At 38.7% G+C, this 17,645-nt stretch carries 16 protein-coding genes; 5 read left to right on the forward strand and 11 right to left on the reverse strand.

Features of this window, described 5'->3' with window-relative positions; translation table 11 throughout:
* Positions 1 to 50: 50 nt before the first annotated feature.
* Positions 51 to 1,358: a xylose isomerase gene (gene xylA / locus IGI64_RS10280; protein ID WP_429940394.1), complete on the reverse strand. Its 1,308-nt coding sequence runs from the start codon at positions 1,356 to 1,358 to the stop codon at positions 51 to 53.
* Positions 1,359 to 1,511: 153 nt separating this feature from the next.
* On the opposite strand from xylA, the gene IGI64_RS10285 reads away from it, so the two are divergent.
* Entirely contained in the window at positions 1,512 to 2,663 is a 1,152-nt protein-coding gene (locus IGI64_RS10285) for an ROK family transcriptional regulator (protein ID WP_016625006.1), read from the forward strand.
* Between the two features lie 961 nt (positions 2,664 to 3,624).
* On the opposite strand, the gene IGI64_RS10290 is transcribed toward IGI64_RS10285, so the two are convergent.
* Positions 3,625 to 4,329 (reverse strand): DUF4811 domain-containing protein, encoded by a 705-nt coding sequence (locus IGI64_RS10290; protein WP_429940395.1) that lies wholly within the window; start codon positions 4,327 to 4,329, stop codon positions 3,625 to 3,627.
* Positions 4,326 to 5,804 (reverse strand): MDR family MFS transporter, encoded by a 1,479-nt coding sequence (locus tag IGI64_RS10295; protein ID WP_429940396.1) that lies wholly within the window; start codon positions 5,802 to 5,804, stop codon positions 4,326 to 4,328. The genes IGI64_RS10290 and IGI64_RS10295 overlap by 4 nt, the downstream gene beginning before the upstream one ends.
* Positions 5,805 to 5,944: 140 nt before the next feature.
* On the opposite strand from IGI64_RS10295, the gene IGI64_RS10300 reads away from it, so the two are divergent.
* Positions 5,945 to 6,418, forward strand: a complete 474-nt coding sequence (locus IGI64_RS10300; protein ID WP_429940398.1) for a MerR family transcriptional regulator — start codon at positions 5,945 to 5,947, stop codon at positions 6,416 to 6,418.
* 56 nt (positions 6,419 to 6,474) lie between these two features.
* Here the strand turns inward: IGI64_RS10300 and IGI64_RS10305 are convergent, their stop codons facing one another.
* Both IGI64_RS10305 and IGI64_RS10310 read right to left on the reverse strand, forming a co-directional pair.
* The gene (locus tag IGI64_RS10305) at positions 6,475 to 6,861 is read right to left on the reverse strand and encodes a type II toxin-antitoxin system HicB family antitoxin (protein WP_429940399.1); all 387 of its coding nucleotides are present in this window, start codon (positions 6,859 to 6,861) and stop codon (positions 6,475 to 6,477) included.
* Between the two features lie 68 nt (positions 6,862 to 6,929).
* Positions 6,930 to 7,085 carry a type II toxin-antitoxin system HicA family toxin gene (locus IGI64_RS10310; protein ID WP_429940400.1) on the reverse strand — a complete coding sequence of 52 codons (156 nt, stop codon included), beginning with the start codon at positions 7,083 to 7,085 and terminating at the stop codon, positions 6,930 to 6,932.
* Between the two features lie 174 nt (positions 7,086 to 7,259).
* On the opposite strand from IGI64_RS10310, the gene IGI64_RS10315 reads away from it, so the two are divergent.
* On the forward strand, positions 7,260 to 7,823 hold the full coding sequence (locus IGI64_RS10315; RefSeq protein ID WP_429940774.1) for an SOS response-associated peptidase: 564 nt from the start codon (positions 7,260 to 7,262) through the stop codon (positions 7,821 to 7,823).
* Between the two features lie 68 nt (positions 7,824 to 7,891).
* Here the strand turns inward: IGI64_RS10315 and IGI64_RS10320 are convergent, their stop codons facing one another.
* Positions 7,892 to 10,333 carry a Cna B-type domain-containing protein gene (locus IGI64_RS10320; protein WP_429940401.1) on the reverse strand — a complete coding sequence of 814 codons (2,442 nt, stop codon included), beginning with the start codon at positions 10,331 to 10,333 and terminating at the stop codon, positions 7,892 to 7,894.
* 482 nt (positions 10,334 to 10,815) lie between these two features.
* On the opposite strand from IGI64_RS10320, the gene IGI64_RS10325 reads away from it, so the two are divergent.
* Complete coding sequence (locus tag IGI64_RS10325; RefSeq protein ID WP_429940402.1) at positions 10,816 to 12,507, forward strand: hypothetical protein; 1,692 nt, start codon at positions 10,816 to 10,818, stop codon at positions 12,505 to 12,507.
* A 72-nt stretch (positions 12,508 to 12,579) separates the two neighbouring features.
* Positions 12,580 to 13,179: a GNAT family N-acetyltransferase gene (locus IGI64_RS10330; RefSeq protein ID WP_429940403.1), complete on the forward strand. Its 600-nt coding sequence runs from the start codon at positions 12,580 to 12,582 to the stop codon at positions 13,177 to 13,179.
* 60 nt (positions 13,180 to 13,239) lie between these two features.
* On the opposite strand, the gene IGI64_RS10335 is transcribed toward IGI64_RS10330, so the two are convergent.
* From IGI64_RS10335 to IGI64_RS10355, 5 genes are read right to left on the reverse strand one after another with little or no spacing between them, the layout of a single operon-like run.
* A complete protein-coding gene (locus tag IGI64_RS10335; protein ID WP_429940404.1) occupies positions 13,240 to 13,635 on the reverse strand; it encodes a PTS sugar transporter subunit IIA in 396 nt (131 codons plus the stop codon).
* Positions 13,636 to 13,652: 17 nt separating this feature from the next.
* Positions 13,653 to 14,462 carry a PTS system mannose/fructose/sorbose family transporter subunit IID gene (locus tag IGI64_RS10340; RefSeq protein WP_016625045.1) on the reverse strand — a complete coding sequence of 270 codons (810 nt, stop codon included), beginning with the start codon at positions 14,460 to 14,462 and terminating at the stop codon, positions 13,653 to 13,655.
* Positions 14,449 to 15,339, reverse strand: a complete 891-nt coding sequence (locus tag IGI64_RS10345) for a PTS mannose/fructose/sorbose/N-acetylgalactosamine transporter subunit IIC (RefSeq protein ID WP_016625044.1) — start codon at positions 15,337 to 15,339, stop codon at positions 14,449 to 14,451. The genes IGI64_RS10340 and IGI64_RS10345 overlap by 14 nt, the downstream gene beginning before the upstream one ends.
* Positions 15,340 to 15,351: 12 nt before the next feature.
* Positions 15,352 to 15,831, reverse strand: a complete 480-nt coding sequence (locus tag IGI64_RS10350) for a PTS system mannose/fructose/N-acetylgalactosamine-transporter subunit IIB (protein ID WP_429940405.1) — start codon at positions 15,829 to 15,831, stop codon at positions 15,352 to 15,354.
* 11 nt (positions 15,832 to 15,842) lie between these two features.
* Positions 15,843 to 17,621, reverse strand: coding sequence for a glycoside hydrolase family 35 protein (locus IGI64_RS10355; RefSeq protein ID WP_429940406.1), 1,779 nt, complete (start codon positions 17,619 to 17,621; stop codon positions 15,843 to 15,845).
* Between the last annotated feature and the right edge of the window lie 24 nt (positions 17,622 to 17,645).

The raw sequence follows: 17,645 nt of genomic DNA on the forward strand, positions 1-17,645 counted from the left end.
CTGCGTTCTGCTGATTTAGATTTTTCTAAGGAAGATTTTCAATTTTTTGATCAAACCAAGTAATCATTCAACAGATTTTTCACATACTCGATATGGCTGGATGTCATTGTCGGCTCATCATGGGACAAGGCATAATCTGTTAGACTTTCCAGATTTTCTTGATCTTCAACGATTTTCTTACCCACACCTTCTTCAAAAGAGGCATAACGTTCTTCTTTCAAACGATCAAAGAAGCCGTCTTCTTTTAGTTTTGCAGCGGATTTCAATCCTCTCGCAAAAGTGTCCATCCCCGCGATATGAGCAAGCAGCAAATCATCTGCTTCAAAGGAAGATCGGCGGACTTTTGAATCAAAATTGATTCCGCCAGGTGCGATCCCGCCATTTTCAAGCACTTCATACATCGCAAGAGTCACATCGAAAATATTGGTTGGAAACTCATCTGTATCCCAGCCTAGCAATACATCTCCTTGGTTTGCATCAAGTGACCCCAGTGCATCATAGCTGCGAGCCACAGCAATCTCATGTTCAAATGTATGTCCTGCTAGAGTTGCGTGGTTTGCTTCCAAGTTTAGTTTGAAATCACCTTCCAAACCATATTTTTGAATAAAGGCCATAGTAGTCGCAGCATCAAAATCATATTGATGTTTTGACGGCTCTTTTGGTTTTGGCTCAATCAAGAATTGCGGTTTGTGACCGATTTTTTCTCCATAAGCGACGGCCATTTTGAAAAGACGTGCAATATTGTCTTGCTCAAAACGCATATTTGTATTCAATAATGTTTCGTATCCTTCACGACCGCCCCAGAAAACATAGTTATGACCGCCTAGTTTCTTAGAGATATCTAGTCCTTTTTTGACTTGTGCCGCTGCAATGGCATATACTTCTGCGTTATTTGTAGAGGCAGCTCCATTGACAAAACGTGGGTTCGAAAACATATTTGCAGTATTCCAAAGCAGTTTCACGCCTGTTTGATTCATTTTTTCTTTGATCAAATCAGTGATTTCATCGATGTTCGCAAAAAATTCTGCTAATGAATCTCCTTCAGGTGCAATATCCACATCATGGAAGCAAAAATATTCAGCGCCAAGTTTTTCACAAATCTCAAAAAATGCTTCAACACGGTTTTTCGCAGTTTCCATTGGTGTTTCGCCAAACCAAGGACGTTGGTTGACTGGATTACCAAAAGGATCAGAACCGTCTTGTGTCATCGTATGCCAATAAGCGATTGCAAAACGCAAATGTTCTTTCATCGGTTTCCCTAAAACAATCTCATCCGCATCATAATGACGAAATGCGAATCGGTTCGTTGTGCTTGTACCTTCATACTCGATCTTTTCTACATTTGGAAAATAGGCCATCTTTTATCCCTCCATAATATGAATAGTGCTTGATTTAAGTTTGTTCGTATATTAAACTAACTTACATCACCTATAATAATCAACGACAGATTAGTTGTCAAGCGCTTTCAAAAAATTTATAATTAGTTTTGCAAAGAGATTGGAGTTTTTACTATGATAGTATCGAAATATACGATTAGAGAACAAAACGAGGCAATGATTTTAAATGCCATCATTCAACAAAAAGAAATATCCCGTGCTGATTTATCCAGTTTAACTGGTTTGACTAAAGCTTCTGTTTCCGCTATTACTAAAAAATTGATGGACGATTCTCTTATTATTGAGGAACGTGTCGGCAATGCTTCTACTCTTGGCGGCAGAAAACCGATCATGCTGACGTTCAACCGGCACGCTGGTTTAGTGATTTCCATGGATATTGGTTATAACTATATCGAAGCGATGCTTGCCTACATCGATGGCACGCTTATCAAGCATTTTTCTAAAAAACAAGTATTGATCAACAAAGAAAATGTGTTGGAAAATATCCAATCGATTTTTAAAGAATTTTCAAAAATAAAACCAGATGTACCGCATGATATCGTTGGGATGACGATTGCCATACATGGAATCGTTTACGAGAATCAAATCACATTCACGCCCTATTATGATTTAGATGACTACCCGCTTCATGAAGAGCTGCAAAAAATCTATCCGTTTCCTGTTACACTTTATAACGAAGCGAATCTCGCTGCTTTAGGCGAATATACCTTCTCCTCATTATCAAAAAATCTAATCAGCATCAGTATCCATAGCGGTGTCGGTGCTGGGATCGTCCATGATGGTCTATTAGAAATCGGCAAACATGGTCAAGCCGGAGAAATCGGGCATACGATCTTGTTTCCGCAAGGGAAGCTTTGCCCATGCGGAAATCGCGGCTGTTTGGAACAGTATACATCCAACAAAGTCATCTATAATGAATTTGCTGCTTTGAAAAAAATGGAGTCTGTGAATTCTAATATCTTGACTTACTATATCCAAAAAAGAGATCCAGATGCTTTGGCAATCGCGAAAAAAAATGCAGAATTGCTAAGTGCTGGTATCAATAATCTGATTATGCTTTATGACCCTGATGTGATCGTGATCAACAGTTCGTTGTATCGTTCAGTCCCAGAAATGATCGACTGGATCCAAGAACAACTGACAAGCAGCTTTTCGAAAGATGTTATTATCCGTAATACCTTTTTGCAAAATAGAGCGATTCTTTATGGGGGATTGGCAGTCAGTGCGCAGAATTTTTTGAATATCCAAGAATTGAAATTGGTGTAGAGGGGTTATGAGCAAAGTGTTTTGTCCTGAGCATTAAGACTCTTTTATCAGCAGAAATGGCTTTTCACATTTCAGCTGATAAAAGCTTAATGCCGAAGGACAGCTTTGGGAATACCGTTTATGGAGAGGTCGTGAAAGAACCGCCTAGCTCCGAGCAATAAAGAGAAAATCCGTGAAACAGCTTTTCATGTTTTGCGGATTTTTGAGTTATTGCCGAAGGAGCTGGTTCTTGAACACCGTTTACGAGAGGTCGTGAAAAAGCTGTTCAGCTCCAAGCGATAAGACTCTTTTCCCTCACAAAATAGCTTTCTATATTTTGCGAGTGAAAAGCTTATCGCCGAAGGAGCTAGCTTTTGAACACCGTTTAGATAGAGGTTATGAGCAAAGTGTTTTGTCCTGAGCATTAAGACTCTTTTATCAGCAGAAATGGCTTTTCACATTTCAGCTGATAAAAGCTTAATGCCGAAGGACAGCTTTGGGAATACCGTTTATGGAGAGGTTGTAAGCGAGCTATTCAGCCTCAAGCATTAAAGAAGAATCCGCTAAAATAGCTTCCCATGTTTTAGCGGATTTTGAATTAATGCCGCAGAGGCTAGCTCGTGAACACCGTTTATGAAGAGGTTGTGAACAACATGGTCTGCTTCAAGAATTAAGAATGACCAATTAGAAATAGCTTCTCATATTTTTAATTGGTCAGACTTAATTCCGCAGAAGCAATGTTGTGAACACCGTTTACGAGAGGTTGTTTTCTCAGCGCTCTGATCCGAGCGATAAGACCCTTTTCTACGGGAAAACAGCTTTTCATGTTTTTTCGTAGAAAAGCTTATCGCCGAGGATCAACTGAGAAAATACCGTTTAAAAGTGGTCGTAAAAGAACTGCCTAGCTTCCCTTCCCCAAACTTTTCTAATCACAAATAAAAAGAACAGCCGCGACTTCCGTCCGCAGCTGTTCTTTTTGTATTTATTTTTTCACTTCTTCTACCATTTTGGCAAAAGCTTGTTTTTGGTATTGCGCTGCTAATTCTTTCGTCAAAGCAGCTTGTTCTTCTTTACTCATTTTTGGGTTTTCAGCCATTTTTTTCATCATTTCTTGCTGAATATATGTTTTTGCTTCTTCTTCCATAGCTGGTTTGTTTTTTTCTGCTAATTTTGCCAATTCTTTGGCTTGATCTGTGCTTAAAACGACCCAGTCTTCTGGAAGTTTGAATGTATTGACTTTTTTATCATATTCATGATCATTGTCAGCTAAACCAAACCAGAATTTATACATATCATTTTTATAAACCCAATAAGTTGTCTTTGTTTCTTTTTGTGCTTTATCCGAAGTTTCTACTACTTTATTTGTTACGCTGTCTGTACCCGTAGCAGTCGGTTTCTTTTGTTCTTCTTTTGTTTTATAAAGATAGACTTTTTCAGAGCCATCTCCTAGTGGTTGATACAAAAGCATATTTGCATCTGAATCTGCACTAGAAACCAAATCCGCTGTTTTTGTTTCAGTTACTTTTTCCATCCCAAAATGATTCGAGATATTTGCTACCAGCAAACCAAGTGAAGCAACAAAAATCGCACCAAAAATAAATGAGACGAATGTTTGCCAAGTTTTTTTAGCAAAGACGTTCAGAAAGGCAAACAGCAGAACACTTAAAATCAAGACAAAAATAATCATGCGTTTACCTCCTCTTTTTCAAGAGTTTTGACTGTATTTTTTTTCTTCAAGAAGAAAGCAATCATAAATCCAACGATACTAAAGATGATCGCTACGATAAATGCAGCGTGATAACCAGATAATGTTGCATTGATTGCGCCATCTTTATAAGCAAGAGGTGTCGCATTCAAAACAGATTTTCCTGGCAAGTTGTCTTTTGTTACGTTTGTCAATACGCTGATCAAAACAGCTGTACCGATTGAACTTGCTACTTGACGGAAGGTATTATTTGCAGCTGTACCATGGCTGATCAAGTTTCCTGGTAAAGCATTCATCCCAGAAGTTGTCACTGGCATCATGACCATTGAGATACCAAACATACGCACTGCATACAAAATCACGATATATAAAACTGGTGTTGTTGCTGTCAAGAATGCAAATGGTGCTGTAGCAGCTGTCAAAATAAACATACCTGTGATAGCAAGACGTTTTGCACCATATTTATCAAAAATCGCACCTGTGACTGGCATCATTGCCCCCATGATCAATGCTCCTGGAAGCAGCATCAAACCAGAATGGAAAGCAGATTCGCCGCGAATATTTTGAATATACAATGGAACGACCATTTCAGCTCCGACCATTGCCATGTTCGTCACACCAGATAACACTGCTGCGATAGTGAACGTTGAAGATTTGAAAACACGTAATTCTAAGAATGGATGTTCCAAATGCAATTGTCTCCAAGAGAACAGAGCAATGAAAACTACACCAAGAATCAAGAAGCCAATAACTTCTGTGCTTCCCCATCCTTTGTTTCCGACACTTGAAAAGCCGTAAAGCAATCCGCCAAAACCAACTGTTGACAACAAAGCAGATAAGATATCGATACTTGGATTGGATAAATGGATCACGTTTTTCATTAAGAAAAATGCCAAAATCAAGACTAAAATGACGATTGGAATAACCATTCCAAATAGATCACGCCATTCATAGTTATCAATGATATAACCAGATAAAGTTGGGCCTAATGCTGGAGCAAGTCCAATAACGATCCCAGTCATCCCCATTGCTGAACCTCTTTTTTCAGGTGGGAAAATAGATAACATAATGTTTTGCAATAGAGGCATTGAAATACCAACACCAGCTGCTTGGATCAAACGACCAATCAATAATGTTGAAAAATTAGGCGCAAAAAAACAAGTGACTGTCCCAATCAAGAAAATAAACATTGCTGAAAGGTATAGATTTTTGGAACTAAATTTATTGATCAGCCACGCACTGATCGGGATCATGATCCCATTTACTAATAAGAAACCTGTTGTTAGCCATTGTACATCTGAAGCAGTGATATCAAATGCTTTCATCAAGGCTGGAAAAGCTGTTGTTAAAAGTGTTTGATTAAGGATCGTACAGAACGTTCCGATCAAGAGAACAACAACTAATAAGGTACGATTGTAGGGTTTTCCGTAAATATCTAATGGTTGATCTTTACTCATAACTCTCCTTCTTTCTGAAAATTTTTATGAAACTACTAAGATACTTTAATACTTTCCTACACCTTTGTCAACCTACTTGACACATTAGTTATCGAAAGTATAATTAAGGAAAGAAGTCATACATCCAAGGAGGTAAAAGTGTGATTGGCTCTTCTATGAAGCGTTTATTAGAAAATGATCAATTATTGATTGGTATCAGTGAATTAAGCGAAATCGTAGGCGTATCGCCTCGCCAATTGAGATATTGGGAACAAAAAGGATTTATCCATTCTGTGTCCAATGATGCAAATGCTCCGAGAAAATATCGTATCCCTACTGTTGCGAAAGTGGAAATGATCAAAAAATTCTTAGATGAAGGCTATACCTTAGCAAAAGCTGCTGAAAAAGCTGCTGAGCGAATCAAAATGTTCCATCATGTCCGAACAGTATTTTCAAAATGTTTGAAAGACATCGATTTGATTGAAGACCGCTATACTTCTATTTTGATTGGCGATTTTGAAGATGATCAGCAAATCTACATTATCCATGACAGTCAAACAGAGACGCTTTCCTACAAAGTCGTACCTGTCGGAGAGAAACTGGATCTTACTCAAATGAATCAAGAAGTATTATAAAGAAATATAAAAAAACATTGCCTAACTATAACAGTTAGGCAATGTTTTTTTTAATATCATATGTTCAATTTTTGAGCTAACGCTTCAGTCATTGTTTTCGAAAAATTAATGCCTTCATTTGTCGCTCTAACATTTAGCCAATGCGGAATTTTTATCGTCTTTTTATCAAGTTTGACATCTTTTAAGTAGTCATCTAGTTCCACCGACACCAACGTTACAAACTCCACCTCCGGATCATAGGAGATTTCATTCATGTTACTTGGCTCCGGTAAAGGAATATTATGCTCTACCAAATCGCCGAGCATTATACCAAGAGCATCCGAAGCGACTTCCAATCCTTCTATAATAGTTTCAGCTTGGGTCACTGCACCTTCCACGTCCGGAAAATAAATACCATACCCCACGGGATCTTTTTCAAAAATAGCTGGGTATACCTTTTTCATAAAATCTCCCTCTCTTTCTGGATAAACGCAGTGGGTTTATAAGCCCACTGCGTTTCGGACAGTATTTTCTACTCATTGAGATAACTCTTTTGAATGACTGGTAAGAATAACAGGTCGCGGAAAATTATCTTTAGTAATTTTCGATGAGAACCCTTCCCACCTTTCACTTCGACAAAACCAGCTTCTTTGAGTAATTTTTCTGCCTCTCTGATTGTCATGGGCATTGCACACTACCTCCTGACAGATATATTATAGCGCGTACGGTACGTACTGAAAAATTTTTTCTCCGACTATTTTTCCAACCAGATTGCTTCAGATATTGTTTTTTCTGCTCCAAGCCCATCTTTTCAGCTTTCATTCCTGCCGTGTTAAAATAGACAAAAAGGACGGTGTTGATGATGTGCGGCAGATATGAATATTTGACAACTAATCCTAAATTGAAAAAATTCTGGGTTTTAGTTAGTGAAAATGGAAAGGCTGCACAAGGAGAAGTCTTTCCAAGCAACGATGTCGTGACACTTGGCGCAGATAAAGACGGAACGGTCAAAGCAGGTTTGACACATTGGGGATTTGAAGGGTTCAAAAAAGGACAACTGATGATCAATGCTCGTGCAGAAACGGTGACCGAGAAAAAAACATTCAAGAAACCTTTTGAAGAACATCGCTGTGTTTTTCCTATGTCTGGTTTTTATGAATGGAATACTGAAAAAGAGAAGTTTCTATTTACTTCTGATGATATCTTGTATATAGGCGGATTTTATCGAACGCATGAATCAAAAGACGGCTGGCGGACAGAGTCGATCATTTTGACCACCCAGCCAAATGAAACTGTTGCACCGATCCATGACCGGATGCCTTTGATTATTGAAGAAAATGATATTGAAAAATGGATCAAAGATGAGGCATTTGCCAAAGATTATTTAAAAAAACAAATGGAAAAATTAAAAAAAGTCCAAGTTTAAAAGAAAAAGCAGCTGCCGCAGAAAAATCACTTGCGGCAGCTGCTTTTTTATTCTGAAAGTCAGTTAATTTATTTTTTCACTTTTTTTCTTCTCCATGCAAATCCTGCGATACCAGCAACGACTAAAATGCCGCCTGATGTCATCAGCCATTTACTTGATTCACTACCTGTTTTTGGCAGATATTTTCCAAAAGTGTCCGAATATAAGGAAGAAAGTTTTCCTTTACTGCTTTTATTGAAAGTACCAGTTCCTAGTTTTGATGATGGAGAATTGTTGCCACCATTCCCGCCGCCATTGTTTCCATATACTACTCCGCTATGGCTAGTCGTGGTATCTGTGGTTTCAGAATCACTTGTTCCTGTTCTAGGTCCAGGAGGTGTTCCTCCATCTCCAGATCCACCATCATCAGTTGTATCTGTTTCTGTGGTGCCTGTGTCTGGCGTGCTTGTATCCGTCGTACTTGTGTCCGTTGTACTTGTATCCGTTGTGCTTGTTGTATCTGTCGTACTTGTGTCTGTCGTGCTTGTATCCGTCGTGCTTGTTGTATCCGTGGTGCTTGTATCGGTCGTACTTGTATCGGTTGTGCTTGTTGTATCTGTCGTGCTTGTGTCCGTTGTACTTGTGTCGGTCGTACTTGTATCTGTTGTACTTGTTGTGTCGGTGGTACTTGTGTCTGTTGTACTTGTGTCGGTCGTACTTGTTGTGTCTGTGGTACTTGTATCAGTGGTACTTGTATCGGTGGTGCTTGTTGTATCGGTTGTGCTTGTATCGGTCGTACTTGTGTCTGTTGTACTTGTGTCGGTCGTACTTGTGTCGGTCGTACTTGTGTCGGTCGTGCTTGTATCTGTCGTGCTTGTGTCTGTTGTACTTGTATCTGTCGTGCTTGTATCTGTTGTACTTGTTGTGTCGGTCGTACTTGTGTCTGTTGTACTTGTATCCGTGGTGCTTGTTGTGTCGGTCGTACTTGTGTCTGTTGTACTTGTATCAGTGGTGCTTGTTGTATCGGTTGTGCTTGTGTCTGTTGTACTTGTGTCTGTCGTACTTGTATCTGTCGTGCTTGTTGTATCTGTGGTGCTTGTGTCTGTGGTACTTGTGTCGGTCGTACTTGTGTCTGTTGTACTTGTGTCTGTTGTACTTGTATCTGTTGTACTTGTGGTATCTGTCGTGCTTGTATCTGTGGTACTTGTATCTGTCGTGCTTGTGTCGGTCGTAATTGGCCCATCGCCAGTATAAATGTTGGTAATATTGTAACCATCTATTTCTACTCGGTAGTTCGTAGGAATCGAGTTTTCCAAAACACGATATTCATACGGCGTGCCATTTTCATCATTTTTTGGCAAGTCTGAGAATTCATATGTCCAATCGCCGTTTGCATCAGCCGTTACAGATTTAGTCTCATATGGATTTCCATTTTGTAAAAGAACAACGTTGATTGCATTTGGTCTTTCTTGTGCCGCATCATTATTATCTTCCCAAGTTTTCACGCCGGAAACAGTCACTGTTTCGTCACCCGGTGTTGGGAAAATCTCATTTGGATCCCAACGATTCGTCGCAGCATCCAAAATGATATTTGTTCCGATAATCGTTCCATCTTGGCTTTGTGTCACATGAATATCCGCATTTGGCGCTAAAATCGTCCCTTGGAAAGGTGCATTGATCGACAAGTTTGCCATATTGCTGCCAAAGTTGAAAGAAATATTCGCGTCTGAAAAATCTTCCGTTTCATGATTCGTTCGATTATTGTAGCGAATCGGCGATTGTACGGCTAAATCAGAAGAACCATTTACCACGTTAAAAACAACGATTTGATCATTTGGATTAATGATATTCAATGGTGTATTCATCGTTAGGACATCGGCATCAATATTTACCAATACAAAACCAGTATCAGAAGCGCCTGTCAAATCAATTGTCCGGTTGTTCATATCTGGAAAATCTGCCGCTGTGTAAGAAAGCGCTGGTGTCATATTCGTCAACGTATCAGCTGCCGCATTCAATTTTGCGAACTCCGCGTCAAAATCGATATATGTGCTTCCAGCTGGATCTTGATAAAAATCATCCAACGTTAAATGGTCGATTCTTGAACCATTGACAACTGGATGTCCATTTTCTTCTGAAACTGCTACAGTAGATCCAACCACAAATTTATTGATACGAGTATCTCCTGTGGGTATTCCTGAAGAATTGATAAAGGAATCTGTTGATTGAATATAATTTATTTCTTGGTTTAGTAAACCTTCATGGACATTTGTCCCAAAATCATTATTTGCATCAAGCACACGTGTGGCTACATTTCCATCCGTATGGGCATTAATCGTTGTCTTCTCTCGCGCGAAAACATGGAACTGGCCCGCTATCCCTAACAATCCATAGTCGCCTGTTAAATCATCATATATACTTCCTGGATCTTTTGGCACATATTCATCGGCAATAACCGAAGCCCCAGGAGCAAAAATATTGAATACTAAAGATAGGATAGCTACTAGTGCAATTTGGCTTTTTCTCTTCATTTTTTTGCATGCCCTCCTTTATAAGGTTTCAGTGTCAACATCAAGATATATTACATAAGTTTTTTCAGAAAATCAATGAAATCTTTTTCAGGCTTTCGTAAACCACTTTCAAAAATAAAAAGAAAGTTAAAAAGCACTCGTTATTTCTATACCCTCACTTTATACAGGCGCTTCATAATTAGCAAATTTCTTGCCTACAAGAGAAAAAAAGAGACTTTTCGCAATATTTTCTTATAAAAAGTAAGAAAATTATATAAAAAAAGAGAAATTTCTCTATATTTAGAAAAATTTTCCTTTTTCTTAAACATAAATCTTGATTGATCCAAAACGCAGCAAACAAAAATAAAAAAACGTTCTCTTCGTTATTATAAAAGGGATTCCTTGTTTTTTATCTCAAAAATAAAAAACGTTTTTTTTGGTTGCGAGACCTTTCTCTTGAAATTTGCTGACTTATCACTTGCTCAGTTTTAGAGAAAACGAGTATGATGAAAGAAACATTTTTTTACAGAAAAGGAGTTGTAACTTTGAAAAAGCATGGATCATTTTTAGTTATTTTTATGATCGCTATACTTTTTGTTTTGCCGCATATTTTCACACAGAATCTAATTATCGGGGCAGACTCGATTTTTCATTACAATCGTTTTTACGAAACAGCTGAACAAATCAAACACGGTAATTTCAATTATTTTCTTTCATTATATGGGTTTCAGCAAAGCGGACGGATTGTGAATGCTGTATATGGACCGATTTTTGCTTATTTACAGGGATTTATAGTTTTAATAGCCGGTTCGTGGTTCCATTATCAGATTTTGTCTAATTTTCTTTTGTATTTGATTTCTGGTGCCTCTATGTTGGGGCTTTTGCGTTATGCAGGAGTACGAGATCGTATCAGTTTGCCAATCTCCATTATTTTTATGGGAACATATTCGATACAATATTGGGTGATAAACCAAGGATTTACTAGCTGGGGAACGTCCATCCTGCCTCTTTGTTTGATCCCGATCGTTGATATGGTCATGAAAAAACGCTATCCAGTAATCAAAACTGCGATTTCGGTGGCAGTTATGACTCAGATACATTTGTTATCGACTGTTATGCTTGTCTTGATTTACTTACCGTTTTATCTGTACCTGTTTTTTACTGAGACCGAAAAAGGACAATTGTTAAAGCAAACAGCACTGTCTATTCTTTTAGATCTTGCTTTGTCTGCGAATATTTGGGCAGGACTTTGGGTAGCTTACAGCGGAAATGATATCCAGAAACCCTTCGTCAATCTGGAAATGAGTGAAAAAGCCATTGATTTAAATGGTTCTTACTGGCTGATCTATCCAGGGATTCTTCCATTGGTGATTTTATCTGGGATTTTGATTTTTATTTATTTTTGGAAACATTGGACCCCGTTTGTAAGACTTTTATTTGGAACAAGTATCTTTTTCTTGATTCTTTCCACTAGTCTGATTCCATGGACGTATCTCGTAAAACATGACGTTCCATTTGTACGTTTGATCCAGTTTCCTTTCCGTTTCTTTGTTCCATTTACTGTTCTTTTCTTATTCTTCTTTGCTTTTGCAGCAGATAGGATCAACGCGCGAAAATGGCTGTGTGCGGGGCTGTTCTTGTTTAGCCTTGTCAGCATCGTCCAAACTGTGGGGACTTTGTCTTATCATTTAGATCAGTGGGATTCGAAAAAATTTGTCAGCAAACATACGTATCTTTTCGAAAGTGCCGATAACACGCGCGCCACTTTCCACCAAAAAGATTTATCGGCAATGTTGACCGCTTTACAAAAAGCAACACCAGATTATCTGCCGATCTATGAACAAAACAAGAAAAATAAATATTATCGTTATACAGAAGAAGTACTTGATCATGAAAAAGAATTCGATAAAACAGTGGACCACGGGAATTTGACTATTACTTGGAATGGTGAAGAAGAAAAAGAAATCCATGTCCCTGTGATAAAGTACACGCGAACAGAATTATACGATGGAAATAAAAAGCTGGAAGATGTCGCAGTAACAGATATTGGAAATCCTATCATCCAACAAAAAATAGGAAAAAACCAATTGACATTAGATTTCCATACACCTAGTTATTTTTATATCCTGTTAGCTTTAACTTTCTTTAGTTGGTTTGGCCTGTTTATTTACTTGTTATATCGTCTCTTCTTTTGATAAACTAGAAAGAGAGAGCTGCAAAAAAATACAGTACGAACGTTATTTAAATTAACGGTCAAGGAGAACTTCATGGATATTTTAAAGTTAGAAAGAACAGATTCAACTACTAGAAAAGAAGTAAGCAGGATTTTTGTGGATAGTTTTTATCAATGGCTGAAATTTTTCTCAAAAGATAAAGAGAAACTCTCAGCAGCTTTTGAACACATCTTCAACGAACAGCTGTTTTACGTTGCCCAAATCGATGGAAAAACTGCTGGGATGGCAGCGTGCAGTTACAAAGGTGTCCAAACTGTCCAGCTGCAGAAAGAAGCATTTATCAAACACCTTGGTTTTATACGAGGCCGCTATGCTTACTCCATGCTTCACAAACAATTTGTGACCAAAGAATATCCCTTCACTGTCGCACCATCTATGGGACTGATCGAATTTGTTGCTGTTTCTTCTGATTTTAGAGGTCAAGGAGTTGCCTCTGCACTTATTGAAACAATCATGGACAGAGAGCCTTTTGCTTCTTATACACTTGAAGTAGCAGATACAAATGAACCAGCAGTTCGTTTGTATCAAAAGCTTGGTTTTAAAGAATTCAAACGTGTCAAAGAAAAACACAGAAAACTTACTGGATTGAATTATTATATCTATATGGAAAAAATCAAGAACAGAAAATCTTGATTTTTGCAAATAACAAAAAGCCGCGCAGGATAGCAAAATCCTGCGCGGCTTTTTCACGTTCTACTCGTCATCTTCTTCCAAAAGTATTTGATTGATATGACAGATATTCGTCTTACCTGCCTGAACAAAATCAGTTTCAGTATTTGTCATCTGACTATTGATAAAATCGATCACCATCGGCATATTCATCCCAGCATATAGATTGATCGGCTGTCCCATCATGATTAGTTTAGAAACCACATTGCAGGGAGTTCCACCCATCAAATCCGCAAAGACCACAAAGTCATCCAGCTCTTTTGCTGCTGCTTCAAACTTCCTCTGAAAATCTTCTGGTCCTTCTTCTGGTAAAAGTGCGACCGTATGGATCATTTCTTGCGGTCCCATGATCATTTCCGTACTTTTCTTTAGTTCTTCGCAAAAAGTACCATGACTAATCAAAATCAATTGTGTGTTCATTAATTCATCTCTTTTCTTTATTTAGAAATAACACCTAAAGCAGATAATACGACCGAAACGATCAATACGATGAAGATCGCTTTTGTTGACGTGATATTTTTCTTGCCTAGCATCCAGTAAACAGCACCAACGATCCCTGCTGGCAGCAAACGCGGCAAAATCATATCTACACTATTTTGGATATCTAATGCTACTGCACCGATATTTGGCGTCCAAGAGAACTTGACATTGATCATTGTCGCAACCAGTGCCCCTACCATGAAAACACCTAGTAATGTGGCAGCATCCGTTAATGCCGCAAGTCTGCTCTGCATCGTTGTAACTAAAGAAATTCCTTCTTTATATGCAAATTCCAGCTGTTTCCATCTGAAAACCATGATGATTACTTGAGCAAATACCCAGATAAAAATACCAGTCGGATTCCCTCCAATTGCCATATTTGCTGCTAACGCCCCAAAAATCGTTGGTATCAATGCCGCAAAAATCGAATCGCCAATTGCCGCAAAGGGACCCATCAAACCGGCTTTTAAACCAGATACTGTATCTTTTGATTGATATCCTTCTTTTTCTTCCATTGCCAAATCGATTCCCGTGATAATCGTATTGAAAAAATTAGAAGTATTAAAAAATTGCGCATGCGTATGCATCATCTCTTTTAGTTCTGCTGTCCCATCTCCATAGATTTTCCGTAGTTGCGGCAAAATCGTATAAAGATAGCCTGAACCTTGCATACGTTCGTAATTCCATCCTAGCTGAAAGTTGAACAAACTTCTTCGGTTGATTTGATTAAAATCTGCTTTCGTCAATTTATAGTTAGATTTCGTCATCTTCGATCTCCCCTTCTTCTGACATGCTGGCTTCTGGCACGGTTGATGTGTGTGTCGGATGTTGTCCATTTTTATAACTGATAGCAGCTAAAGCAAAACCAATCAAAGCAATTCCCAGCATTGGTAAAGAATTGAATGCGCCGGTAAAATCTTTGACGACTGTCGCAACACTTGTACCAAGCATTTGGATGTTGCCGAAAACAGTTGTCAGCAAAGCTGTGATTACAAAACCTAGAACCAAATAAGGGAAATGTTTCTTAACAGGAAGATAACGTAATAATATTGCAAACCCGACCGCTGGAAGTACTGCACCAGCTACAGATAATCCATCCCCTAGCCATTTAAGATCACCGTTTAGATAACCTACAACATTCTGGACAAGGTCTCCGCCAAAAGCAAGAGCTAAGAAGACAGGAACCATCCGTGAAAGAGACCATGGCAATGCGCCTAGTAAAAAGTTTCGTTCAATTGCTTTATAATTCATGTCTTCAATATTTTTGTCGATTCGATGGGCAAAAAACGTATTAGCAAATCGTCCTAAAATATCCATTTGAATCATCAAACTTGCTACAGGAACCGCAATTGCAGCAATCGCTTGTTCGGGGTCCATCCCTAACGCAATGGAAAAAGCAGTTGCAAGAATCGTTCCAGAATTGGCGTCGATCCGCGAAGCCCCGCCAAACGTCCCCACTCCTAAAATCGTCAGCTGCATACTTCCGCCTATCAAAAGTCCAGCTTGGATATCACCCATCACGATCCCAGTAAAAAGCCCAGCAAATACAGGAGAACTTAGCGAAGAATAAATCTGCAATTCATCTAAAATCTGATACCCAGCATATAAAGTCAATAATAAGATCTGCCACCATAAGATATCCATCGTTTTTCCTCCTTATTTGCTTAAAAGACTCATAAAATCTTCTGCTCTGTCACTTGGTACCATTTGCGCATATAATCGGACTTTTTTCTCATTTAGTTTTTGGAAGATATCAATATCTTCTTCCTCCACATTGATCGACTTGGTAATCGAACGTGTAGCCGCTGACTGAGACATGTTTCCTACATTGATTTCTGTGATTGGTACTCCCAACTCCATCAGTTTCAATAAGCGATCTGGACGACGAACCACGATCAAGACTTTTTGTGAATCATATTTTCCAGCCAAAATATTTGCTGCTGCTTTTTCAACTGGCAGCACACTTAGTTTCACTCCAGGCGGTGTCGCTAGTTTCAACCCGCTTTTTTCAATGGCATTCTCAGAAGCTTCATCATCCACTACCATAATTCTTGTAATACCCAATTTTGTTACCCATAAATTTGCTACTTGCCCATGAATCAAACGCCCATCAATCCGAACTGCTGCAATACTCATAAAAATTCCTCCTATTTTTGGATTTCTTTATAAACATGTTTTTCGCTTAATGCTAACATTTCTTGGTATTTTCCTTCTGTTTCGAAGACAATGATCTCATTTTCTCCTGGTGCTAAATAGCCGCTTGGTACAAAGAGTGAGAGAAGTGGTCCTTTTTCCCAAAACCGCCCAACATTGGTACCGTTTACAAAAACGACCCCTTTACCAAATCCTGACATATCCAGAAATGTATCTGCTGTTTCCTTCAAATCAAGTTGATAGGCATAAAAGCTTGGCTGTCCTGTTTCCCATTCTCCTGAAAAATCGATCTTTTCTATGTTATCTAAAGGTAAAGGATATTGCGTCCATTGGGTGATAAAATGAAGATCTGCCATCACGCCAGTACGTATTCCTTTTCTTTGTGTGTCCGCCAACAGCTTGTGTCCGTAATTTACTCGTCCCATATTTTCAATCAAGATATCGAGTTGATTTTCGGGTTTCTCCAATTGAACCAAAATATCTTCGCCTATCTCTTCCTGATACTGTGTTTTTGTATGTTCTTGGTTCACATAAAATTGCAGTCGGTCTCTTGCATCAATAACTCGGTATTTTTCCTCCGCAGCATCTTTTTCTACAGTTGTTCGATAAAGCAGATACCCAGTATTTTGTCCCAGTTCCTCCATTGTTTGCGGATATTTGCTATGTTTTGGTGTCGTCAAATGTTCAAGGGTTGAGAATAAACTGACTTTTTTCGTTAGGGAAAGTTCTTCTTTTGCCAGTGTTTTTTTAACTAGCGGTTCTGTTTGCTTGATTCCTGGATAATTTTCCTTGATCATTTTTTGGACAGCAGCATATTTTTTGGTTGGGTTTCCTTGTTCATCAAGCAGCGCATCATAATCATAAGAAGTTATTTGCGGGAGATCTTTCTGCCCTCTTGCCGAACAGCCATTCATGAATCCAAAATTCGTACCGCCGTGGAACATATACAAATTGATACTGCCAAAAGATAAAACCTCTTGAATCGCAGCGGCTGTTTCTTCTGGTTCTCTTCGAATCACTGGCTCTCCCCAGCGATTGAACCATCCATCCCAAAATTCCATACACATCAGCGGCTGTTTCTTTCCATGTTCTTCAAAAAAAGCAGTCATATCAGCAAAATTTTCTTTTGCTTTCGAGCCAAAATTCCCTGTAGTCAAAATGTCTTCTTCTATCAAACTCCCCGCTCTCAATGTTGCACGCCAAGGACCGTCAGATGTAAAAAATGGTGCTGTTATTTCTCGTTCCAGCATCAAACGATGAATTTCCTTTAAATAGTCTTTGTCTTCGCCATAAGAACCGTATTCGTTTTCGATTTGGAACATCAAAATATTACCGCCTTGTTCAAGTTGATGCGGTACGAATAAAGGCATTAACTGATCATAATAGTCTGCTACATGACGCAGATAACTTTTATCTGAAGAACGTATCCGTATGTTTTTTTCATTCAACAACCAAGCTGGTAATCCGCCAAATTCCCACTCGCCACAAATGTAAGGTGACGGGCGGACAATTGCATACAATCCCAAGTCAGCTGCTGTTTGAAGAAATTTTTGGATATCTAAAATGCCTTCAAAACAGAATGTTCCTTTTTTAGGTTCATGAAGATTCCACGGCACGTAAGTCTCTACTGTGTTGAATCCAAGCGCTTTCAAATTATAAAGTGAATGATACCAATCATTTGGATGTACTCTAAAATAATGGATCGCGCCAGACATGATTTTAAAAGGCTGTCCATCCAGCAAAAATTCTTCCTTGATTTCAAATGTTGTCATTGTATGTCCTTTCTGGTTTTTCAT

This window comes from Enterococcus sp. DIV0210g (genome assembly GCF_050559705.1).
Classification (GTDB): Bacteria; Bacillota; Bacilli; order Lactobacillales; family Enterococcaceae; genus Enterococcus_B; species Enterococcus_B faecalis_A.

What these genes read in the sequence shown, in the direction of transcription:
- xylA (WP_429940394.1), bottom strand. Translation starts at nt 1,358, where the DNA reads ATGGCCTATTTTCCAAATGTAGAAAAGATCGAGTATGAAGGTACAAGC.
- IGI64_RS10325 (WP_429940402.1), top strand. Translation starts at nt 10,816, where the DNA reads ATGATGAAAGAAACATTTTTTTACAGAAAAGGAGTTGTAACTTTGAAA.
- IGI64_RS10350 (WP_429940405.1), bottom strand. Translation starts at nt 15,831, where the DNA reads ATGAGTATTGCAGCAGTTCGGATTGATGGGCGTTTGATTCATGGGCAA.
- IGI64_RS10295 (WP_429940396.1), bottom strand. Translation starts at nt 5,804, where the DNA reads ATGAGTAAAGATCAACCATTAGATATTTACGGAAAACCCTACAATCGT.
- IGI64_RS10315 (WP_429940774.1), top strand. Translation starts at nt 7,260, where the DNA reads ATGTGCGGCAGATATGAATATTTGACAACTAATCCTAAATTGAAAAAA.
- IGI64_RS10310 (WP_429940400.1), bottom strand. Translation starts at nt 7,085, where the DNA reads ATGCCCATGACAATCAGAGAGGCAGAAAAATTACTCAAAGAAGCTGGT.
- IGI64_RS10345 (WP_016625044.1), bottom strand. Translation starts at nt 15,339, where the DNA reads ATGGATATCTTATGGTGGCAGATCTTATTATTGACTTTATATGCTGGG.
- IGI64_RS10285 (WP_016625006.1), top strand. Translation starts at nt 1,512, where the DNA reads ATGATAGTATCGAAATATACGATTAGAGAACAAAACGAGGCAATGATT.
- IGI64_RS10355 (WP_429940406.1), bottom strand. Translation starts at nt 17,621, where the DNA reads ATGACAACATTTGAAATCAAGGAAGAATTTTTGCTGGATGGACAGCCT.
- IGI64_RS10330 (WP_429940403.1), top strand. Translation starts at nt 12,580, where the DNA reads ATGGATATTTTAAAGTTAGAAAGAACAGATTCAACTACTAGAAAAGAA.
- IGI64_RS10290 (WP_429940395.1), bottom strand. Translation starts at nt 4,329, where the DNA reads ATGATTATTTTTGTCTTGATTTTAAGTGTTCTGCTGTTTGCCTTTCTG.
- IGI64_RS10335 (WP_429940404.1), bottom strand. Translation starts at nt 13,635, where the DNA reads ATGAACACACAATTGATTTTGATTAGTCATGGTACTTTTTGCGAAGAA.
- IGI64_RS10305 (WP_429940399.1), bottom strand. Translation starts at nt 6,861, where the DNA reads ATGAAAAAGGTATACCCAGCTATTTTTGAAAAAGATCCCGTGGGGTAT.
- IGI64_RS10320 (WP_429940401.1), bottom strand. Translation starts at nt 10,333, where the DNA reads ATGAAGAGAAAAAGCCAAATTGCACTAGTAGCTATCCTATCTTTAGTA.
- IGI64_RS10340 (WP_016625045.1), bottom strand. Translation starts at nt 14,462, where the DNA reads ATGACGAAATCTAACTATAAATTGACGAAAGCAGATTTTAATCAAATC.